The organism is Gordonia pseudamarae (assembly GCF_025273675.1).
Lineage (GTDB): Bacteria > Actinomycetota > Actinomycetes > Mycobacteriales > Mycobacteriaceae > Gordonia > Gordonia pseudamarae.
This window is the reverse complement of record NZ_CP045809.1, coordinates 463,876-484,909: the sequence shown is the minus strand read 5'-3', so window position 1 is coordinate 484,909 and position 21,034 is coordinate 463,876. Positions and strand designations below refer to the sequence as shown.

Sequence of the window (21,034 nt, the reverse complement as noted above, 5' to 3'; positions counted from 1 at the left end):
ACCGGCGACCAGTTCATCGACATGCAGCAAAGCCCGCAATTTCAGGAACTGCGTTCGCGACTGCTCCGCTTCGTTCTGCCGATCAGCGCGTTCTTCCTGATCTGGTACGCCGTCTACGTGCTCCTCGGGGCATTCGCGCATGACTTCATGGCCACCAAGGTGCTCGGCGAGATCAACCTCGGCATCATCCTGGGCCTGCTCCAGTTCGTCACCACCTTCGTGATCACCGGGTGGTACGTGAGGTTCGCCAACCGTGAACTCGACCCGCGCGCCGAGGCCATCCGCATCAAGATGGAGGCCGAGGCACCCCAGGCAGGAATGACGCAGCCATGACCACCGTGAACCCGAACACCCTGTACCTCGCCGAGGCTGTCGGCGAGCCCGCGGTCAACATCGCGATCTTCGTCGCCTTCGTCGCCGTCACCATGTTCGTGGTGATCCGGGCGTCGAAGAACAACTCGTCGGCGGCCGACTTCTTCACCGGCGGCCGCGGCTTCTCCGGCCCGCAGAACGGAATCGCCATCGCCGGCGACTACCTGTCGGCGGCCAGCTTCCTCGGTATCGCCGGCGCCATCGCCGTGTACGGCTACGACGGCTTCCTCTATTCGATCGGCTTCCTCGTCGCCTGGCTGGTGGCCCTGTTGCTGGTCGCCGAATTGCTACGCAACACAGGCAAATTCACCATGGCCGACGTGCTGAGCTTCCGGCTCAAGCAGCGCCCGGTGCGCCTGGCCGCAGCCATCTCCACCCTCACGGTCACCCTGTTCTACATGCTGGCCCAGATGGCGGGCGCCGGTGGTCTGGTCGCGCTGCTGCTCGACATCGAATCCGATGCCGGCCAGGCCCTGGTGATCGCGGTGGTCGGTGCACTGATGATCGTGTACGTGCTCATCGGCGGCATGAAGGGCACCACCTGGGTGCAGATCATCAAGGCGGTGCTGCTGATCGCGGGCGCCGGCCTGATGACGATCATGGTGCTGTGGAAGTTCGGCGCGAACTTCTCCGAGATCCTCACCGACGCCCAGGCCGCGATCTCGGGCAACGAAGCGACCGAGAGCCGCGATGTGCTCGCCCCCGGCGCCAAGTACGGCGGCTCGATGACATCGCAGATCAACTTCCTGTCGCTGGCGATCGCGCTGGTGCTGGGCACCGCGGGCCTCCCCCACGTGCTCATGCGCTTCTACACCGTCCCCACCGCCAAGGAAGCCCGCAAGTCGGTGGTCTGGGCCATCGCCCTGATCGGTGCCTTCTACCTGTTCACCCTGGTGCTGGGGTACGGCGCCGCAGCCCTGGTGGGACCGGAGAAGATCCTGTCCTCGGCAGGCAAGGAGAACTCGGCGGCTCCGCTGCTGGCGTTCGAACTGGGCGGTGTGGTGCTCCTCGGCATCATCTCGGCGGTCGCGTTCGCCACCATCCTGGCCGTCGTGGCAGGTCTGGCGATCACCGCCTCGGCCTCGTTCGCCCACGACATCTACGCCAACGTGATCAAGCGCAACAAGGTCAGCGAGGACGACCAGGTGCGCGTGTCCCGGTACACCGTCGTCGTGCTCGGCATCCTGGGCATCGTGCTCGGCATCCTGGCCAACGGCCAGAACATCGCCTTCCTCGTCGCCCTGGCGTTCGCGGTCGCCGCGTCGGCGAACCTGCCGACCATCGTGTACTCGCTGTACTGGAAGCGCTTCAATACCCGCGGCGCCCTGTGGTCGATCTACGGCGGACTGGGTTCGTGCATCTTCCTGATCATCTTCTCCCCGGCGGTTTCCGGTAAGTCGACGTCGATGATCACCGGCACCGACTTCCACTGGTTCCCGCTGGAGAACCCGGGTATCGTGTCGATCCCGCTCGCCTTCATCCTCGGTATCGTCGGCACCCTGACGACCCCGCAGGACAAGGGCAACCCGGCCCGCAACGCCGAGATGGAGGTCCGCTCCCTCACCGGTGTCGGCGCCGAACAGGCAGTGCAGCACTAGATTCTCGCCGCACATCGCCAGAGTGGAATGCACCCCGGCCCACCGGCCGGGGTGCATTCCTGTCCGTTGGGCGCGGCTCAGGCGTTGATGCGGGCGAACGGCAGGGCCGCCTCGAGTTCGAAGGCGAGCTCGAGGAGGGTGCGTTCGTTGCCCCTGTCGGCCATGAAGTGGATGCCGATCGGCAGTCCGGCCGAATCCGTGGCCAGCGGCAGACTGATGGCCGGGGTACCGGTGGTGTTGTTGACCGGGGTGAACGCCACGTACTGCATCAAACGATCGAAGACCTCGTCGAAATCGCCCGCCGGGTCCAGGTATCCGATCTTCGGGACAGTGTGCGCCAGGGTCGGCGACAGCACCACGTCGAATCGGTCGTAGGTGGAGGCAAGCACGGCGTCGGCCTTGCGCAGGCCACGGATCGCCGCCGGGGTGCGCCAGATGTGCCTGACGAACATCCGCGCCAGGCCGTGGGTGAACGGATCGATCTTCTTGCGGTCAAAGCCCTTTCCGATGATCCGCCCGCCGAAGCGTTCGAGCGAGAACGCCATCAGGCCCCAGTACTGGATGAAGTCGTCGGCGTAGGACCGGTCCAGCGGCATCGGGATCAGTTCGGTGCGATGCCCGAGGTCACCGAGTTTCTCGCCCACCGTGGTCAGCGCGGTCCGCGTGTCGGCGTCGAGTAGTTGTCCGGTCAGCGGTTCGACGAGCACCGCCACCCGCAGCCGCCGGTCCGACGGCCCCTCGACCAGGCCGATCGGCTCCATCCCCGCCGCGGGCGATCGGCGTTCGATGTCGGCGTAGAAGTGCGCACTGTCCCGGACTGTTCGGGTGACCACCCCGTTGGAGACGAGATCGACAGGGGCCGAACGTGATTCCAGGGCGGCGGCGACCCGGCCACGGGTCGGTTTGAGCCCCACCAGGCCGCACGCCGCGGCCGGGATGCGGATCGAGCCGCCGCCGTCGTTGGCGTGTGCGATCGGCAGTGCCCCCGCCGCGACCAGCGCCGCCGAGCCGCCCGAGGAGGCACCGCACGAATAGTCGGTGTCCCACGGATTGAGCGTGGGCGGCCGATCGCTGAATTCGGTTGTCGCCGTAAGCCCGAAGGCAGGCAGTGTCGACGCGCCGAGCACGTTGAGACCGGTACCGACGAACTGGTCGGTGAACGGCTCGTTCGCGGCGGCGGGCCGATCGGCCACCGCGGCCGAACCGTGCAGCGTGGCGATGCCCGCGAAATCGGTGTTGTTCTTGATGATCGAGGGAACACCGCGCAGCGCCCCCGGGGCCAGCCCGTCGTCGGCGGCGCGTGTGCGGGCCCGTTCCCGGTCGTCGAAGGCGACGGCGTTCAGGTGCGGATTGACGACGTCGATACGGGCGAGAGCGGCCTCCGCCGCCTCCGTGGCGGAGAACGTACCTGCCTTGATCTCGGCGGCGATCGCCACCGCGTCGAGCTCGCCCAGACAGTCATCGCCGAATGCGTGCACCTTCTTCATATGTGCAGAGTAGTGAACCGCCGCGCGCGACGGCCGCGGGCCCTGCCCCGGTCCACCGGCAACACCCGGCCGACCGCCACCGGTGACCGACCACCCGGCGCATCGTGGCAACCGCCCGGCGGGCAGGGACGAAAGTACCCGTCCGCGCCCGGGCGGGGTGGACGGCGCCCAGCCGGGATCGGTGCGGCGGGCAAGTGCGGCGGTCGTGGCCCGCACCTGACCCGTCGGTGGTATGAAGGCAGACATGCAACTCGAGTTCAGCCCGGAAGAACAGGCGTTTCGCGCAGAGATCCAAACCCTCCTCGCCAAGGTTCCCCAAGAGCTCCGCGACCGCAACGCCGCGGGCAAGATGAATTACCCCGACGACATGATCGCGTCGTGCCGCATCCTCAACGAGAACGGCCTGGCGACCGCCCACTGGCCCGTCGAGTGGGGCGGCAAGGACTGGAGCCCCATCCAGCACCACATCCTCAAGGAGGAAATGGCTCTGGCGCACGTCCCCGAGTTGCTCGCCTTCAACCACTCGATGATCGGCCCGGTCATCGCGCAGTTCGGCTCGCAGGAACTCAAGGAACGTTTCCTCGCCAAGACCGCCAACGTCGACATCTGGTGGTGCCAGGGCTTCTCCGAGCCCGAAGCCGGTTCGGACCTGGCCTCGCTCAAGACCAAGGCGGTGCGCGACGGCGACCATTACGTGATCAACGGCCAGAAGACGTGGACCACGCTCGGCCAGTACGCCGACTGGATCTTCGTGCTCGCCCGCACCAACCCGGACGTGAAGAAGCAGGCCGGCATCAGCATGTTCCTGGTGGAGCTGTCCACCCCCGGCATCGAGATGCGTCCCATCCAGCTGATCGACGGCGGTGTCGAGGTCAACGAGGTGTTCTTCGAGGACGTCCGGGTGCCCGCCGAACAGATGGTCGGTGAGGAGAACTCGGGCTGGACGCAGGCCAAGTTCCTGCTCGGCAACGAACGCGTCGGCATCGCCCGCGTGGGCGAGACCAAGGTCAAGCTGGCCCGGGCCAAGAAGCTCGCCGGTGAGACCAGGACCGCCACCGGCACCCTGCTCGAGGACCCGCAGTTCGCCGCCCGGATCGCCTCGCTGGAGAACGACCTGCTCGCCCTGGAGGTGACGCAGCTGCGCGTGGTCGCCTCGTCCGCCGACGGCAAACCCAATCCGGCGTCCTCGCTGCTCAAACTGCGCGGCTCACAGTTGCAGCAGGAGACCACCGAACTGCTCGCCGACATCGCCGGCCCCGACTCACTGCCGTCGTCCGCGATCGACGCCACCGGGCCCGCCGACATCGACGTCGCCGAATGGGCCCAGCGCAGCGTTCCGCAGTACCTCAACTTCCGCAAGGTGAGCATCTACGGCGGCTCCAACGAGGTGCAGCGACAGATCATCGACAAGGCCGTGCTCGGCCTGTAGAGCACCGCACACCACTTACTCCAGACTTTCGAAAACTTAGGTGAATCATGGATTTTGAGCTTTCCGAAGAACAGGTGATGTTGCGCGACACCGTGCGCGACGTGCTCACCAAGACCTACGACGTCGAGACGGTACGCACGGTGACCGACAGCGAACTCGGCTGGAAGCGCGATGTATGGAACTCGCTCGCCGAGATCGGCATCCTGGGACTGTCGTTCTCCGAGGAGGACGGCGGTGCCGGAGCCGGCCCCATCGAGGTCGCGACCGTGCTGACCGAACTCGGCCGGGCACTGGCCCCCGAGCCGTACCTCGATTCGGTGGTGGTTCCGGGCGCGTTGATCTCCGCGGCCGCCCCCGGCCACGAACTGCTGGCCGCACTCGCCTCGGGTGAGACCCTCGGGGCGTTCGCGCACCACGAGAAGGGCGATCGCTGGCCGGTGTCGGCGGTGGCCACCAGCTTTGCCGAGGGCACTATCAGTGGTACCAAAACTCTTGTACCGCATGGTGATTGCGCAGACCATCTGGTTGTCTCGGCACGTGCCGGCGACGAGGTCGGGCTGTACCTGGTGGACGCCACCGCGGCCGGGGTGAGCCGGACACCCTACCGCACCCACGACCGTCGGCGCGGCGCCCAGATCACCTTCGACGGCGCGGCGGCCGTGCGGCTCGGCTCGGGCGAGGCATCCCCGATCATCTCCGATGTCGAGATCATCACCCAGATCTCGCAGTGCGCCGAGGCCATCGGTGCGCTCGAACGGTGCCTGGAGCTGACCACCGAATACCTCAAGACGCGCAAGCAGTTCGGTGTCACGCTGTCGACGTTCCAGACACTCACCCAGCGTGCGGCCGACCTGTACATGTGGCTGGAACTGGCCCGCAGCATGAGCCAGTACGCGGTCACCGCGCTCGCCGAGGGCAGCGCCGACGCCACCATCGCCTCGCGGGTCAAGCTGCAGGTGGGCAGGTCAGCCCGGATCATCGGCCAGGAGTCGATCCAGATGCACGGCGGTATCGGCATGACCGCCGAGTACCCTGTCGGCCACTACGTCAGCCGGCTCACCGCCATCGGGCACACCCTCGGCCATCCCGACGACCATCTGGCCGCACTGGCCCGCAAGGTGGGCGACTGGGAGATGGTCACGATCGCCTGATGCCCGCGGCGCCGGCGGCGCGACCACCCCGGACCCTTATTGACGCACCGACAATAAGGGCTCTACAGTGAGCTACCACACGCCGCCGGCACCCGTGCGCGCACAACCGAAGGGACCCTCATGGCCACTCCGCTGCTCGAAGAGAGCATCGACATCAACGCATCCGCCGACAAGGTGTGGGGCGTGATCTCCGATCTCAAACGCATGGGCGAGTGGAGCCCCCAGTGCAAGAAGATGATCGTGCGGGGCGAGCCGGTCGGTGTCGGCACCCGCACCATCAACGTCAACCGGCGGGGCCCGCTGGTGTGGCCCACCACCTCCAAGATCGTCCGGTACGTCCCGAACAAGGAACTGGCGTTCCGCATCGCCGAGAACCGCACCGTGTGGTCGTACACCATCGAGGAGTCGGCGGACGGGGTGACGGTCACCGAACGCCGCGACGCCGCGAACGGCACCAGCAAGGTCAGCGCCTTCCTCGTCGACAAGGTCTTCGGCGGCAACGACAGCTTCGAGATCGAACTCAAGCAGGGCATGGCCGCCACCCTCGCCAAGATCAAGCGGGCGGCCGAAGCCGCCTGAATCAGCGGTAGAGCCTGGTGAGCAGATCGGGAAGGTCGGCGAGCGAGTCGATGATGTGGTCGGGCACCGGCCCGAACTCGTCGCGCTGCAATTGCCGCAACGCATCCTCGCGGAACTTCCCGGTCCGCACCAGCACCCCCACCAGGGCGGCGGCCTGCGCGCCGAGGATGTCGTTGTGCATGTCGTCGCCCACCATCACCACCTGCGCCGGGTCCAGGTCCATCAGCTCCGATGCGGTACGGAAACCCACCGGCGACGGCTTGCCGATGGCCTTGATCCTGCGCCCGGATGCCTTCTCCAGCCCCTCCAGGTACACCCCGGTGTCGATGGCCAGGCCCCTGGCCGTCGACCAGGTCATCGACCGGTGCATCGCCACCACCGGTATCCCCGAGACCATCCGCTCGAACACCGTCGACAGCGCCTCGTGGGTGAACACCGCCCCCGCGCCGCCGAGCACGATCACCTCGGCCCGCGCCGGATCGTCGACAAGATTCACCTGCGTCATGTCCTCGGCGATCGGCCCCTGATTGAGCACCCACACCGTCTTTCCCGGATAGTGCGCACCCAGATATTCGGCCGTCAGTTTGGCCGCGGTGAGGATCTCCCGCGGGGCGACATCGAAACCACAGTCGGCCAGCGCCTCGGCGATCTCGGCGCGCGAGCGTGATGTGGTGTTGGTCAGAAACATCCGTGGGATCGCCCGGCGGGCGAGTTCTGCGACGGCGTCGGCGGCACCGGGCAGCGCCTGCCACGAGGTGACCATCACCCCGTCGATATCGAGCAGCAGCCCATAACTCATAGTGAGACGGTAATGCCGCCACCGGCGGCCCGCACGCCGGACATACACCCCACCGACAGGCGGTCAGCGGGGTTCACGACGCCAGTACCGAGGAGGGCCGATGCCCGCACTGCGATCCGTCCGGGACCACCAGGAGGCCATCCACGGGCTGTTCGGCCCACCCGAGGCCGTCGAGGTGGCGGTGACCGACGCATTGGGCCTGGTCACCGCCGTCGACGTCGTGACCGGCGTGTCGTTGCCCGGGTTCGACAACTCGGCGATGGACGGCTACGCGGTACTGGGCGCAGACCTCGCCGAGGCCAGTACCGAGCATCCCGTCACGCTGCCGATGGCCGCCGACATCCCCGCCGGCCGCACCGACCGGCTCACCCTGACGCCGGGCACCGTCGCCCGCATCATGACCGGCGCCCCGCTTCCCGGCGGCGCCGACGCGGTGGTGCCGGTGGAACAGACCGCCAGCGGGCCGGTCCGGGGACGTTTCGCCCCGGTGGACCAGGGCCCGCAGCAGATCCGTTTCACCGCCCCGATACCCGTCGGCAAGAACATCCGCGTGGCCGGCTCGGACATCGTGGCCGGTGAGGTCGCGATCCGCGCCGGCACCGAGCTGCACGCGCCGCAGCTCGGGCTGCTCGCGGCGATCGGGGCCGGAACGGTCCGGGTGTGGCGCCGGCCGCGGGTGGTGGTGCTCTCCACCGGCTCGGAACTGGTCGCCCCCGGCCACCGACTGCGGCACGGACAGATCTACGAATCCAACTCCCCGATGCTCGCCGCCGCCGCGACCGAGGCCGGGGCGCTCGCCCGGACCGTGCACTTCGTTCCCGACGATGTCGACGGATTCCTGACCCGGATCGCCGAGATCGCGGGCGAGGCCGACCTCATCGTCACCTCCGGCGGGGTCAGCGCCGGGGCGTTCGAGGTGGTCAAGGACGCGCTCATCGCCACGGGCGGGGTGGAATTCGCCAAGGTGGCGATGCAGCCCGGCATGCCGCAAGGCTGCGGACACGTCACCGATCCGTCCGGGCAGGCGGTACCGATCATCACCCTGCCCGGCAATCCGGTCAGTTCGCTGGTCAGTTTCGAGGTGTTCATCCGGCCACCGCTGCGCACCAAGATGGGTCTGCCGCCGCACCGCGCAAGGGTCACCGCCCGGCTGCGCGGGTCGGTCGGCTCCCCGGCGGGCAAACGGCAGTTCCTGCGGGGCGTACTCGAACGCGACGGCGACGGCTGGGTGGTCGACCCGATCGGCCCGCCGTCGAGCCACCATCTGCGCTACCTCGCCGGGGCCAACGCGCTGATCGACGTGGCCACCGACATCACCGCCCTGGCCGACGGCGTCGACGTCGAGGTACTGGTGCTGGACTGACGTCCACCCGATCGACCGACGGTGACCGGGCCGGGACGAGCGACCACTAAGCTGTTGACGAATCGCTCGACACCGACGACGGATGCACCGACGAACCGTGCATCGGCGACACCCAGATCAGCGACACCCCGATCGACAACACCCCGATCGACAACACCCAGGAGGTGGATGTGGCCAGGCGACCACGCCCCGACGGCACGTCCCCCACAGGTGCCGAGCACCTGATGCAGTTGGTCCGCGAAACCATCCCACCGATCCACCCGAAGGGCGTGCCGTTCGTGGCGGCGCCCGCGGCGATCGCGCTGCTCGGCCGGAAACACCCGTGGGTGGCGCGGCCCGCGGCGCTCGCGGCCGGTGCGTGCGCCGCGTTCTTCCGGCACCCCACCCGGGTTCCGCCCGTCGACCCGTCGATCGTGGTGGCACCCGCCGACGGCACCGTCGCCCTCGTCGACGAGGCGGTGCCACCTATCGAGGCGGGTCTCGGCGACCGGCCGCTGCCGCGCGTGTCGACGTTCCTGTCGGTATTCGACGTGCACGTCCAGCGGGTACCGGTGTCGGCGACGGTCACCTCGGTGACGCACACCCCCGGGAAGTTCCTCTCGGCCGATCTGCCGGAGGCCAGCTCCGACAACGAGCGCACCGTCCTCGGGTTGCGGACCGCCGCGGGCGCCGAGCTCGCCGTCGTCCAGATCGCCGGTCTCATCGCACGGCGCATCGTGTGCGATCCGAAACCCGGCGACACGCTGCGGGTCGGCGACACCTACGGCCTGATCCGGTTCGGTTCGCGTGTGGACGTCTACTTCCCCGCCGGAGCCGTGCCCGCGGTCCGCGTCGGTCAGCGCACGGTGGGCGCCGAGACCGTGCTGGCGACCCTGGCGTGATGGCGACCGCGGCATGAGCGACACCCCGCGCCGGTCCGGTCCGACCCGGCGCTCGGCGTCGGCGGATGCGACCACGCGCGGCTCACGCGGCCGGTTGCGGCGGGCGCGGAACAAGCCCGTGACCCACAAGCCGGCGACCCCGGCGGCCGAATCCGGTCACCCCCGCGACCCCGAACAGGACCTGGACACCCCGGATCTGGATGCGCAGCGACTCGACAGCTACTCGCGCCACCCCGAACCCGAGACGAGTAGGTTGCGCAGGCAGGCCGCGGCCGGCCGGATCTTCGTGCCGTCGGCGGTGACGGTCCTGGCGATCTGCGCAGGGCTGACCGCGCTGCGCTCCACCCTGCACGGCCACATCGATATGGCGCTGGCGCTGGTGGTGGTGGCGGCGATCCTCGACGCGGTCGACGGCCGGGTGGCCAGGATGATGAACGCCACCACCCGGATGGGTGCCGAGATCGATTCGCTGGCCGATGTCATCAACTTCGGTGTGGTACCCGGCGGCATCGTCTATCTGGCGCTGCTGGGTGACGTCGGCAATCCGAACCTCACCTGGATTTTCGTACTCATCTACGTGTGCGCGATCGTGCTGCGGCTGGCCCGGTTCAACACACTGCTCGACGACGACGACGCGCCCGCCTACACCAAGGAGTTCTTCGTCGGGGTGCCCGCGCCGGCCGCGGCCATCCTGGTGCTGCTGCCGGTCGGACTGCACGAACAGTTCGGCACCGGCTGGTGGACGTCGGACGCCGCCGTCGGCGGCTGGATGGTGGTGGTCGCGGCGCTGGCCGTCAGCCGTATCCCGACCGCATCGACGAAGGCCACCAAGGTGCAGCCGAGTTCGCTGGCGATCCTGCTGATCGGGGTGGCGGTGACCGGCGCGCTGCTGCTCACCTACCCGTACGTGCTGATGGTGGTCCTGATCGCCGCGTATCTGGCGCACATCCCGTTCGCCTGGCGCAATCAGCGCTGGGTGGCCGCCCGGCCCGAACAATGGGACGCCCGACCGGCCGATCGTCGTGCCGAACGCCGCGCCGACCGCATCGAGGGCGGTGGCCGCCGCCGAATGCGGCCGTCGATCTCCCGCTCCCACGCCCGGCTCGGTCTGCGCCGGCCCGGGGACACCACCCCGCACGACCCGACCGACCCGTAGCGACGATCCCGGAACAGCAGCCACCGCAGAGCAGACGAAAGGCCCGCACCGTCGATGACCGCCCCCCAACTGACCCTCACCGCGCGGGTCAATCCGTCGGCCGCCGACGCCCGCCGCGGCATCATCCGGGTACATCCCGAGGTGCTGGCCGCGCTGTCGCTCCGCGAATGGGACGCCGTCTCGATCGTCGGGGCCCGGCGCACGGCCGCGGTCGTCGCGCAGGCACCCGACATCGCGACCGGCACCGTGCTGCTCGACGACATCACCTTCTCCAACGCCGGGGTCCGCGAGGACGCGGGCGTGGTGCTGGCGCCGGTCAGCGTGCACGGCGGCAACCGTGTCGTCGTATCCGGATCCGCGCTGGCCAGCCGGTCCGTCGATCAGACCACCTTGCGCCGGGCCCTGCTGGGCAAGGTCCTGTCGGTGGGCGATGCGGTCTCGCTGTTGCCTCGCGATCTCGGTCCGGAGCTGACGGCGAGCACCGCGGTGCGGGCGCTGGCCCGTTCCGTGGGCATCACCTGGACCAACGAACTGGTGACGGTGAGCGCCGTCGACCCGTCGGGTCCGGTGAGCGTGCAGACCAACACCGCGGTGCTGTGGGACGGGGACGGCGTGGCCGCCGACACCGCGACAGGATCGGGCGTGACGACCGGTCCGCTGCGCGCGGCGAGTTCGGCGGAGGCGGCCGCCGGTGCGGGAAATCCGTCACCGACGGCGACCGGTGGCCTCACCCGGGGCTGGCAGCTCGTCGAACCACGCACCGGGGTGTCCACCGACACCGACACCGAAGCCGAAGCCGAAGCCGAAGCCGAAGCCGACACATCGGGCCACGAGGGCGCCGGTCAGGGCGGGCAGGTGCGTCCGGTGTCGGAGTTGGTCGGGGTCGACACCCAGGTCGCGCGGCTCACCGAATGGGTCGCCATCACCCTCGACGAACCGCAGGTGCTGCGCGCGCTCGGCGCCGCGCCCAGGCTCGGGGTGATCGTGTCCGGACCGCCCGGGGTCGGCAAGGCCACCATGGTGCGTTCGGTGTGTGCGGGCCGCCCGCTCGCCGTCGTCGACGGCCCGTCGGTGGGTGCGCTGGAGGCCTCGTCGCGGCTGTCGGCGGTGGCATCGGCGATCGCCGCCCTGCGCGGACGGCACGGGTCGGGCGTGCTGCTCATCGCCGATGTGGATGCCTTGCTGCCCGCCGCCGCCGAACCGGTGTCGACGCTGATCCTCGATGAACTGCGCACCGCGATCGGGGACGGTTCGGTGGTGCTGGTGTGCACCACCGCCGAACCGGCCGGCGCCGACAGCCGGCTGCGCGACCCCGAGTTGTGCGACCGCGAGCTGGTCATCGGCCTGCCCGACGCCGCCCTGCGGGCCCGGCTGCTGTCGGCGATCCTGTCGGGGGTGCCCACCGAACCCGGTCTGGATCTGACCCCGATCGCGGCCCGCACCCCCGGTTTCGTGGCCGCCGACCTGGCCGCGCTCGCCCGCGAGGCCGCGATCCGGGCCGCGGGCCGGGTCACCGCCTCACGACGGGATCCCGCCGGTACTGATGAGGTGACCGGGGACGAGCCCGGGTCACCGGGTTCCGGGGCTCGCAAACTCGCAGCTCAACCGGCTGTGGCCGCGCAACCCGTGGCGGCCGGGACTGACGACGGCGAGCGGCCGGTGCTGCGGCTCGCGGATCTACAGGGCGCGCTGGAGGTGATCCGGCCGGTGTCGCGCGGCGACTCCCCCGACATCGCACTCGGCTCGATCACCCTCGACGACGTCGGCGACATGGTGGAGACCAAGCAGGCGCTGACCGAGACCGTGCTGTGGCCGCTGCAGCATCCGGACACCTTTACCCGGCTCGGCGTCGAACCACCGCGCGGGGTGCTGCTGTTCGGCCCGCCCGGATGCGGCAAGACATTCGTGGTGCGCGCGCTCGCCGCATCGGGCCGGTTGTCGGTGCACACCGTCAAGGGCGCCGAACTGATGGACAAATGGGTGGGCGCCTCGGAGAAGGCGGTGCGGGACCTGTTCGCCCGCGCCCGCGAGTCGGCGCCCTCGCTGATCTTCCTCGACGAGGTCGACGCCCTCGCGCCGCGTCGCGGGCAGACCACCGATTCGGGGGTCACCGATCGGGTGGTGGCCTCGCTGCTCACAGAACTCGACGGCGTCGAACCGCTCAGCGACGTGGTCGTCCTCGGCGCCACCAACCGGCCCGATCTCATCGACCCGGCGCTGCTGCGGCCGGGGCGGCTCGAACGGCTCGTGTTCGTGCCACCGCCCGACGCCGACGCCCGCGGCGACATCCTGCGCGCCTCCGGCAGGAACGTCCCGCTCGCCGACGACATCGTCATCGACGAACTGGCCGCCGACCTCGACGGTTACTCGGCCGCGGACTGTTCGGCACTGCTGCGCGAGGCCGCGCTGTCAGCGATGCGCCGCGATATCGACGCCGCGACAGTGACCGCCGACGACATCGCGGTCGCCCGGGAACGCGTGCGGCCCTCACTCGACGCGGCGCAGGTGGAGAACCTGCGTGCGTACGCCGAACGTCGGGTGCAGTAGCCGGATCTCGGCACACCCGGACTATGCCTGCGAGCCGGTCGTCTCCTGGCCGGTCGCCTCCTGACCCGTCTGGTCCGGGCTCGTCTGGTCCGGGCCGTTCGTGCCGCCCGGCATACCGCCGGGACCGCCGCCCATGCCGTTCCGGCCGGGCATTCCGTTCATGCCACCCTGCATCCCGTTCTGGCCCTGCATCCCGTTCCGGCCGTCCTGCATGCCCCCGCCCGGCCCGCCGTTGCGGGACATGCTCGGACGACCGTCCGACGATCCGCCGTCACCGGCGACATACCCGGCGCCGAAGCCGAGGAGCGCGAATGCCGCGGCCACCCCGATACCGCCCGCGATCAGTGTGTTGCGGGTGGTGAGCACCTTGCCGTCGGCATCGCCCGGTACCGGCGTGCCGGAGCCGCCCGGCAGGGGCGCGTCGGTGGGCTGGACCTGTTGCTGCGGCCCGACCGAGTACGGCTGTGTGTGCGGCACCTGCTGCTCGTCGCCGACCACCGGCAGCTCGTCGGTGTGAGCCGCCTGCTGGGGTTGAGTGGCCGGGTCGTGGGTAGACGACATCGATTTCCCTTTCGCTCACGCGGGCGCTCGCCCGCAGCGTGAGCACCACACTTCCGGCGCTACCTGCCGCGAACCTGTCCGGAAGGTGCGAATCGGCTGTGTGTGTGCGATCACATCCGCCCGGGCGGACCGGTCAGCGCCGACGATTCAGGGTTCGACCTTCGTGACCTGGTAGAATAGCGCGTTCGGGCCTCCCGCCGCCCCGGCGATGGTGCCCACCTGCACCCAGAATGAGTCGCTCCCGGACGTCTTCGACAGCAACACCACCCGACGGCCGGCGTCGGTGGTGCGTTGCGACTCGGTGAATCCGGCGTCGGTCAGCTTCGTCACCGCGGCGTCGAGCGCATTGCCCTCGGCCCCCGGACCCTGCAGGGTGATGCTCCAGCCGTCGTTCTCGTCGCCGGAGACGGTCAGCACCGTACCGTCCGTCAGCAGCGGAACCTGCGATCGCGGGAAGTCCTGCGGCAGCGACATGCCGCCCGGACCGTCCTCGCCGTCCGACGAACAACCCGCCATCGATCCGCCGACGATCAGGAACGACACGATGAGCACGAGCAGCCTGCCACAGCGGTTCATGGATGCAACGGTAAGATACACATAACGGGCCCACAACGACGGCCGTCCCGGCGCGTCCGGTTCCCGGCTCCGTTTACCGGCTCGACTCGCGATGGTCGGCTCGTCCGCAGACGTTCGATAACATCCGACGACCGATGACAACAGACGTTCGATGACAACAGACGGGGTGCCCATGTGATTGCTGTGTTGGTCGCGCTCGGCCTGTGCGCCCTGTTCGCGCCCCCGGTGATCCATTGGGTGGGCACTCGCGGTTTCTACCTGCTCGCACTCGCCCCCGCCGGAGGCCTGTACTGGGTGATCGTCAACTGGCCCGGGGCCCACGACCCGCCCACGGTGCAGACGATCACCTGGGTCGAGACCCTCGACATGAACATCGTGCTGCGGTTCGACACCCTCGCGGCCGTGATGTCGGTGCTCATCCTCGGCGTCGGGGCACTCGTGCTCTGCTACTGCGCGCACTACTTCGATGAGGCCCGTCCCCGGGTGGCGATCTTCGGCGGCGAGATGGTGGCCTTCGCCGCGGCCATGTTCGGACTGGTCGTCAGCGACAACATGCTGGTCCTGTACGTGTTCTGGGAACTGACCACCATCCTGTCGTTCATGCTGGTCGGCTTCTACGCCGTGCGCGCCACCTCCCGGCGAGCCGCCACGCAGGCGCTGCTGGTGACCACCGCGGGTGGTCTGGCGATGCTCGTCGGCATCATCATGCTGGGCGAGCGCACCGGCAGCTACCTGCTCTCCGATCTGCTCGCCGACCCACCCGGCTCCGGCATCTACGTCCAGGTCGCGGTGATCCTGGTACTGGTGGGCGCGCTGAGCAAGTCGGCGATCGTGCCGTTCCACTTCTGGTTGCCCGGCGCGATGGCCGCCCCCACCCCGGTCAGCGCGTACCTGCACGCGGCGGCGATGGTGAAGGCCGGCGTCTATCTGGTGGCCCGCCTGTCGCCCGCCTTCGGCGCGCTGATCGGCTGGCAGGTCGCGGTGCTCACCCTCGGCCTGATCACAATGATCCTCGGCGGCTGGCGGTCGCTGCGCGAACTCGACCTCAAACTGATCCTGGCCTTCGGCACGGTCAGCCAGCTCGGCTTCCTGATGGTGCTGGTCGGTTTCGGCGATGCCAACGTGATGATGGCGGGCCTGGCGATGATCATCGCCCACGCCATGTTCAAGGCGGCGCTGTTCATGGTCGTCGGCATCATCGACCACTCCACCGGCACCCGCGACGTGCGCAAACTGGCCCGGCTCGGGCAGCGACTCCCGGTTCTCATGGGTATCGCGGGCGTGGCCGGGGCGAGCATGGCCGGCCTGCCGTTCACCATGGGGTTCGTCGGCAAGGAGACGGCCTTCGGGTCGGTGTGGGTCTCCGGCGCGCTCGACGACTGGCAACGGCACACCGTCGACATCGTGATGCTGGTGGGCTCGGTGATCACCTTCGCGTACACCACGCGCTTCATGTGGGGCGCGTTCGGCCGCAAGCTGCGCACGGAGCCGAGCGCCGCGGTGCTCAAGATGCATCTGCCGGGCGTCCTGTTCTATCTGGCACCGGCCATCCTCGCAGTGGGCGGTGTCGTCGCCGGGTTCGCCTCCGGCCCGATCGGTTCGCTGCTCGAACCACACGCGCGGACGCTGCCCGACTACGGCCACCACCTCGAGCACCTGGCGATGTGGCACGGATTCGGGTTGCCGGTGGTGTTCTCGATCATCGTCGTCGCCGGTGGCGCCGCGCTGTTCCTGATGGTCCGCAAGCTGCGCGACCGGTTGTTCGGGTTCCGGCCGCTGCTGAACGCCGACCGCATGTACGACGCGACGCTGCGCGGCGCCGACACCCTGTCGCTGCTGCTGACCCGCAACACCCAACGCGGATCGCTGCCCATCACGCAGGCGGTGATCCTGTCGACGGTGATAATCCTGCCGCTGGCCGTGCTGTTCACCGGTGCCCGCACCACGCTCGAACTGAACGGTTTCGACACCGCGCCGCAACTGGTCGTCGGCGGGGTCATGGTGGCGGCCGCGATCGCGGCCACCGTGATGCGCAACCGGCTGGCGGCCACGCTGACCGTCGGCGTCACCGGCTACGGCTGCGGGACGCTGTTCGCCCTGTACGGCGCCCCGGACCTGGCGCTCACCCAGTTCCTCGTGGAGACGCTCACCCTGGTGATCTTCGTGCTGGTGCTGCGCAAGCTGCCCGCCGAACCCGAACCCCGGCACGCGACCGGTTTCAAACCGGTCCGGGCCGCCATCGGCGTGGCGTTCGGGCTGAGCCTGGTGGTGATCGGCCTGTTCGCGGCCGCCGCCCGCTCCGAACAGCCGCTGCACATCGATATCCCCGAGGCCGCCTACACGTTCGGGCACGGCGCGAACGCGGTCAACGTGCTACTGGTGGACATCCGCGCCTGGGACACCCTCGGCGAGATCTCGGTACTGATCGTGGCCGCGACGGGTGTGGCCTCGCTGGTGTTCCGCAATCGCCGGTTCGGTGCCGCGCCACGGGTCGCCGACGCCGCCCGTGACGGTCACGGCCGCAGCGGTCCGGTCGGAATCGCCGACGACGACGTCCCGTCCGACCGCACGACCTGGCTGCTGGGCAGCGATCTGCGCGATCCGCGGCACCGCTCGATGGTGCTGGAGGCGACGACACGACTGATTTTCCCGACGATCGTGGTGCTGTCGATCTACTTCTTCTGGGCCGGGCACAACTCACCGGGCGGCGGTTTCGCCGGCGGTCTGACGATGGGTCTGGGGCTGGTGCTGCGGTATCTCGCCGGCGGACGATATGAACTGGGCGAGGCACTGCCGCTGGAGCCCGGCCGGATCCTGGGCGCCGGCCTGGCGATCTCCGCGACCACCGCGACGGTGTCATTGCTGCTGGGCGCACCGGCTCTGTCGTCGGCGGTCTTCGAGGTGACACTTCCGCTGCTGGGCGACGTCAAGCTGGTCACGGCACTGTTCTTCGACCTCGGTATCTATCTGATCGTGGTGGGGCTGGTCCTCGACGTGCTACGCAGTCTGGGCGCGCGGCTGGACGTGGAGAACGAGGCCCAGCCGGGCAGTCCCGCCCCGCTGCGGCCGGACTCCGGCACCGACGCCGAGGCGTCCGGTGACAGCGGCCCGCGCCGGTCCGACGCCCTGGCGGCCGGTGAGGTGCCCCGATGAGCATCAATCTCGGACTTCTCATCGTCGTCGGTGTGCTGGCCTCGTGCGGTGCGTATCTGCTGACCGAACGCAGCCTGGTGCGGATGCTGCTGGGTCTGCTGCTATGCGGAAACGCGATCAACCTGCTGATAGTGGTGGTCTCCGGGAATCCGGGCGATCCGCCGATCAAGGGCCGCTCGGCGAACGGTCCGGCCGGTGACACCGACCCGCTCGCGCAGGCGATGGTGCTGACCTCGATCGTCATCACGATGGGCGTGGCCGCGTTCATACTCGCGATGGTCTACCGGCTGTTCGTGCTCAACCGCGACGACGACGACGTGTCCGACGACACCGAGGACGTCAAGATCGTGAAGGGTTCGCTCTCCGACGCCCCGGACCGCGACCGCACCGACGACCCGGTGACCCTTGCCGACACCGCGGCCGGCGATCTGTACGACGACGAAGGCAACCCGCTGACCCCCGAGGAGTTCGAGGCCCTGCACCAGGATCAGATAGAGACCGACCTGATGCCGACCGGTTCCGAGGACGTTCTCGACGAGATGTCTCTCGTGGAAGCTCCCCTCGGAAACCCCCCCGACCGGGATCCCCGCAATGACGAGCGTCCCGCCGGCGACGGCCGTGATGATCCCACCCCGGCAGGGGGTGCCTCGTGACCCCGCAGAGCTCCTGGATCCCGGTGCTGGTCTCCCTGCCCGCACTGGTTCCGCTGATCGCCGCCGCACTCACCCTGCTGCGCGGCCGCAGTCCCCGATTCCAGCGGGCCGTCACTGTCATCGCCTTGGCCACGGTGTTCGTCGCATCGTGCCTGATGCTGTACCTGACCACCGAACACGGCACGTTCGCGGTGATGATCGGCGGCTGGGGCGACAAAGGCTATCCGAACGGCCCGCTCGGCATCACGCTCGTCGTCGACGAACTGTCGGCGCTGATGCTGGTGGTATCGACGATCGTGCTGCTGTGCGTGGTGCTGTACGCGGTCGGTCAGGGTATCCGCGACGGCGCCAGCACCCGGCAGCCGGTATCGATCTTCCTGCCGTCCTATCTGATCCTCACCGCCGGTGTGTGCAACTCCTTCCTCGCCGGTGACCTGTTCAACCTGTTCGTTTCGTTCGAGGTACTGCTGGCGGCGAGTTTCGTGCTGCTCACCCTGGGGGCCAGCGCCGAACGGGTGCGCGCCGGCGCGTCGTACGTGATGGTGTCGATGGTCTCGTCGCTGATCTTCCTGGCGGGAATCGCGTTCGCCTACGCCACCACCGGCACCCTCAATCTCGCCGAGATGGCGGTGCGCCTGGACGACGTGCCCGACGGCACCCGCAACGCCCTGTACGCGGTGCTGCTGGTCGCCTTCGGCATCAAGGCCGCGGTGTTCCCGCTGTCGGCGTGGCTGCCCGACTCCTACCCGACGGCCCCGGCTCCGGTCACCGCGGTGTTCGCGGGGCTGCTCACCAAGGTCGGCGTATACGCGATCATGCGTACTCACACGCTGCTGTTCCCGGGCGGTTCGATGGACAACGTGCTGCTGGTCGCGGCACTGGCGACGATGCTGATCGGCATCATGGGCGCCATCGCGCAGGCCGATATCAAACGTCTGCTGTCGTTCACGCTGGTCAGCCATATCGGCTACATGATCTTCGGCATCGCGTTGTCGTCGAAGATCGGCATGTCGGCGGCCATCTACTACGTGGCCCATCACATCCTGGTGCAGACGACGCTGTTCCTGGTTGTCGGGCTGATCGAACGGCAGGCCGGATCGGCCTCGTTGCGCCGGCTCGGCGGGCTGATCGCGAGCCCGGTGCTGGCGGTGCTGTTCCTGATCCCGGCCCTCAACCTGGGCGGTATCCCGCCGTTCTCCGGTTTCATCGGCAAGGTGGCATTGCTGGAGGCCGGTGGCCAGGACGGTTCGGTGCTGGCGTGGGTCCTCATCGGCGGCGGTGTGGTGACCAGCCTGCTGACCCTCTACGTGATGGCCCGCATCTGGACAAAGGGTTTCTGGCGGCCCCGGGCCGACGCACCGGAGGGTGCTCTCGCCGACGTCACACCGTCGGCCCTGATCGACGAGAGTGCCGACGACATCGCCTTCGACGAACGTGAGGACGTGGGCCGGATGCCGCTGGGCATGGTGCTGCCGACGGTGGCGATGGTGGCCGCCGGTCTGGTACTGACGATCTGGGCCGGTCCGATCTTCGACTTCACCGACCGCGCCGCCGACGAGGTGGTCAACCGGGATGTCTACGTCGAGGCCGTGCTCGGGGATCACGAAGGTGGTAGCCGATGACCGAACGAACGCCCCCGGATGCCGGACGCACATCGAAACGCGACGAACTGCGCACCGTACTTGCCGAACGCTATCCGGTGGCCAAGAAGGGCCCGATCCGTTCGGCCCTGATCAACGTGTGGCGCCTGTCGTTCCTGATGGTCGTGTGGGCCGTCGTCGGGGTCTGGGTATGGCTGCACGGCACGCTGCGTCTGCCCAGGTGGCTCGGCGGCGACGCCCGCGAGGTGGCCGTCCGGTTGTGGACCATCACGTGGCTGACGTCGGTGTGGGTGCTGTTGTGGGGCACCGTCTCGTGGGCGAACGTACTCGGCGGGATCGGGGTGGCGCTGGCGATCATGATCCTGCTGCCGCTGCCGCGGGTACCCGTCGAAGGCCGGCTGCACCCGCTCGCGGTGCTGCTGATCGTCGCCCGCCTGGTTGTCGATTTCTGTGTGTCGAGCGCCCAGGTGGGCTGGGCGGCGATCCGGCCCGGCAAACCGCCGCTCGGCGCGGTGGTACGGGTGCGCGTAGCCATCAAGTCCGACATGGTGCTCACCCTGGCCGTCGACTACCTCAACCTGGTGCCCGGCACGATGGTGCTGGAGATCGATCACCGCAGGCGCATGCTGTACGTGCACATCTTCGACGTCCGCAGCGAGGCCCGCGTCAAGGCGTTCTACAAGCAGGTGGAGTGGGTGGAACGATCGTTCATCCGGGCATTCGAACGTGACAGTGAATGGCATCCGAGCCCGTACCACGGCATCGACGACGAATTCCATCATGTCTCGCATCAGGCTCGGCAACGGCTGGAGACCCAGGGCCTGCTCGGCAGGATCGACACCCCACCGGAGGATCGGTCATGACGATCGTGTGGACGGTCGTGACCGTTCTGCTGCTCATCTCCGCGGTGCTCACCACCGCCCGCATCCTGATGGGCCCGTCATCACTGGACCGGGTCGTCGCCCTCGACGTCCTGGTGGCGCTGTGCATGTGCGGGCTGGCCGCGTGGGCCGCCTACAGCGGTGACTCGACGGTGATCCCGGCGATCGTGGCGTTGAGTCTGCTCAGTTTCATCGGGTCGATCTCCATCGCCCGGTTCCGGGTACGGGACGACCGATCATGAGCCGG

General features: G+C 68.8%; 18 protein-coding genes. 14 read left to right on the top strand and 4 right to left on the bottom strand.

What is annotated here, in order from left to right; all coding sequences use genetic code 11:
* Positions 1–21 precede the first annotated feature (21 nt).
* Positions 22–333, top strand: coding sequence for a DUF485 domain-containing protein (locus tag GII31_RS02050; protein WP_246222237.1), 312 nt, complete (start codon positions 22–24; stop codon positions 331–333).
* Entirely contained in the window at positions 330–1,970 is a 1,641-nt protein-coding gene (locus GII31_RS02045; RefSeq protein ID WP_213246342.1) for a solute symporter family protein, read from the top strand. Before GII31_RS02050 ends, GII31_RS02045 begins: the two co-directional genes overlap by 4 nt.
* A 77-nt stretch (positions 1,971–2,047) precedes the next feature.
* Here GII31_RS02045 and GII31_RS02040 read toward each other — a convergent pair whose 3' ends face one another.
* Positions 2,048–3,457: an amidase gene (locus GII31_RS02040; protein ID WP_213246340.1), complete on the bottom strand. Its 1,410-nt coding sequence runs from the start codon at positions 3,455–3,457 to the stop codon at positions 2,048–2,050.
* Between the two features lie 244 nt (positions 3,458–3,701).
* On the opposite strand from GII31_RS02040, the gene GII31_RS02035 reads away from it, so the two are divergent.
* From GII31_RS02035 to GII31_RS02025, 3 genes are all read left to right on the top strand, one after another.
* Positions 3,702–4,886 carry an acyl-CoA dehydrogenase family protein gene (locus GII31_RS02035; protein ID WP_213246338.1) on the top strand — a complete coding sequence of 395 codons (1,185 nt, stop codon included), beginning with the start codon at positions 3,702–3,704 and terminating at the stop codon, positions 4,884–4,886.
* 47 nt (positions 4,887–4,933) lie between these two features.
* Positions 4,934–6,037 carry an acyl-CoA dehydrogenase family protein gene (locus GII31_RS02030; RefSeq protein ID WP_213246336.1) on the top strand — a complete coding sequence of 368 codons (1,104 nt, stop codon included), beginning with the start codon at positions 4,934–4,936 and terminating at the stop codon, positions 6,035–6,037.
* Positions 6,038–6,157: 120 nt separating this feature from the next.
* Positions 6,158–6,616: an SRPBCC family protein gene (locus GII31_RS02025; RefSeq protein ID WP_213246334.1), complete on the top strand. Its 459-nt coding sequence runs from the start codon at positions 6,158–6,160 to the stop codon at positions 6,614–6,616.
* 1 nt (position 6,617) lies between these two features.
* Here GII31_RS02025 and GII31_RS02020 read toward each other — a convergent pair whose 3' ends face one another.
* Positions 6,618–7,415: an HAD-IIA family hydrolase gene (locus tag GII31_RS02020; protein WP_213246332.1), complete on the bottom strand. Its 798-nt coding sequence runs from the start codon at positions 7,413–7,415 to the stop codon at positions 6,618–6,620.
* A gap of 109 nt (positions 7,416–7,524) precedes the next feature.
* Between GII31_RS02020 and moeA the strand changes: the two genes are divergently transcribed.
* From moeA to GII31_RS02000, 4 genes are all read left to right on the top strand, one after another.
* Entirely contained in the window at positions 7,525–8,778 is a 1,254-nt protein-coding gene (gene moeA / locus GII31_RS02015; protein ID WP_213249719.1) for a molybdopterin molybdotransferase MoeA, read from the top strand.
* A gap of 170 nt (positions 8,779–8,948) precedes the next feature.
* A complete protein-coding gene (locus GII31_RS02010) occupies positions 8,949–9,659 on the top strand; it encodes a phosphatidylserine decarboxylase (protein ID WP_213246330.1) in 711 nt (236 codons plus the stop codon).
* A 13-nt stretch (positions 9,660–9,672) separates the two neighbouring features.
* Positions 9,673–10,815 carry a CDP-alcohol phosphatidyltransferase family protein gene (locus GII31_RS02005; RefSeq protein WP_246222066.1) on the top strand — a complete coding sequence of 381 codons (1,143 nt, stop codon included), beginning with the start codon at positions 9,673–9,675 and terminating at the stop codon, positions 10,813–10,815.
* A 54-nt stretch (positions 10,816–10,869) separates the two neighbouring features.
* Positions 10,870–13,362: an AAA family ATPase gene (locus tag GII31_RS02000; RefSeq protein WP_213246328.1), complete on the top strand. Its 2,493-nt coding sequence runs from the start codon at positions 10,870–10,872 to the stop codon at positions 13,360–13,362.
* Between the two features lie 21 nt (positions 13,363–13,383).
* Here the strand turns inward: GII31_RS02000 and GII31_RS01995 are convergent, their stop codons facing one another.
* Together GII31_RS01995 and GII31_RS01990 are read right to left on the bottom strand one after the other, a co-directional pair.
* Positions 13,384–13,923 carry a hypothetical protein gene (locus tag GII31_RS01995; protein ID WP_213246326.1) on the bottom strand — a complete coding sequence of 180 codons (540 nt, stop codon included), beginning with the start codon at positions 13,921–13,923 and terminating at the stop codon, positions 13,384–13,386.
* Positions 13,924–14,070: 147 nt separating this feature from the next.
* The gene (locus GII31_RS01990) at positions 14,071–14,499 is read right to left on the bottom strand and encodes a hypothetical protein (RefSeq protein ID WP_246222065.1); all 429 of its coding nucleotides are present in this window, start codon (positions 14,497–14,499) and stop codon (positions 14,071–14,073) included.
* A gap of 174 nt (positions 14,500–14,673) precedes the next feature.
* Between GII31_RS01990 and GII31_RS01985 the strand changes: the two genes are divergently transcribed.
* Genes GII31_RS01985 through GII31_RS01965 form a run of 5 tightly spaced genes read left to right on the top strand, consistent with a single transcriptional unit; the run spans position 14,674 to position 21,029 of the window.
* A complete protein-coding gene (locus GII31_RS01985; protein WP_213246324.1) occupies positions 14,674–17,652 on the top strand; it encodes a Na+/H+ antiporter subunit A in 2,979 nt (992 codons plus the stop codon).
* Entirely contained in the window at positions 17,649–18,305 is a 657-nt protein-coding gene (locus GII31_RS01980; protein WP_213246322.1) for a Na(+)/H(+) antiporter subunit C, read from the top strand. The genes GII31_RS01985 and GII31_RS01980 overlap by 4 nt, the downstream gene beginning before the upstream one ends.
* Positions 18,302–19,927: a Na+/H+ antiporter subunit D gene (locus GII31_RS01975; RefSeq protein ID WP_213246320.1), complete on the top strand. Its 1,626-nt coding sequence runs from the start codon at positions 18,302–18,304 to the stop codon at positions 19,925–19,927. Before GII31_RS01980 ends, GII31_RS01975 begins: the two co-directional genes overlap by 4 nt.
* Positions 19,924–20,769 (top strand): Na+/H+ antiporter subunit E, encoded by an 846-nt coding sequence (locus tag GII31_RS01970; protein WP_246222064.1) that lies wholly within the window; start codon positions 19,924–19,926, stop codon positions 20,767–20,769. The genes GII31_RS01975 and GII31_RS01970 overlap by 4 nt, the downstream gene beginning before the upstream one ends.
* Entirely contained in the window at positions 20,766–21,029 is a 264-nt protein-coding gene (locus GII31_RS01965) for a monovalent cation/H+ antiporter complex subunit F (RefSeq protein WP_213246318.1), read from the top strand. The genes GII31_RS01970 and GII31_RS01965 overlap by 4 nt, the downstream gene beginning before the upstream one ends.
* The last annotated feature ends 5 nt before the right edge of the window (positions 21,030–21,034 follow it).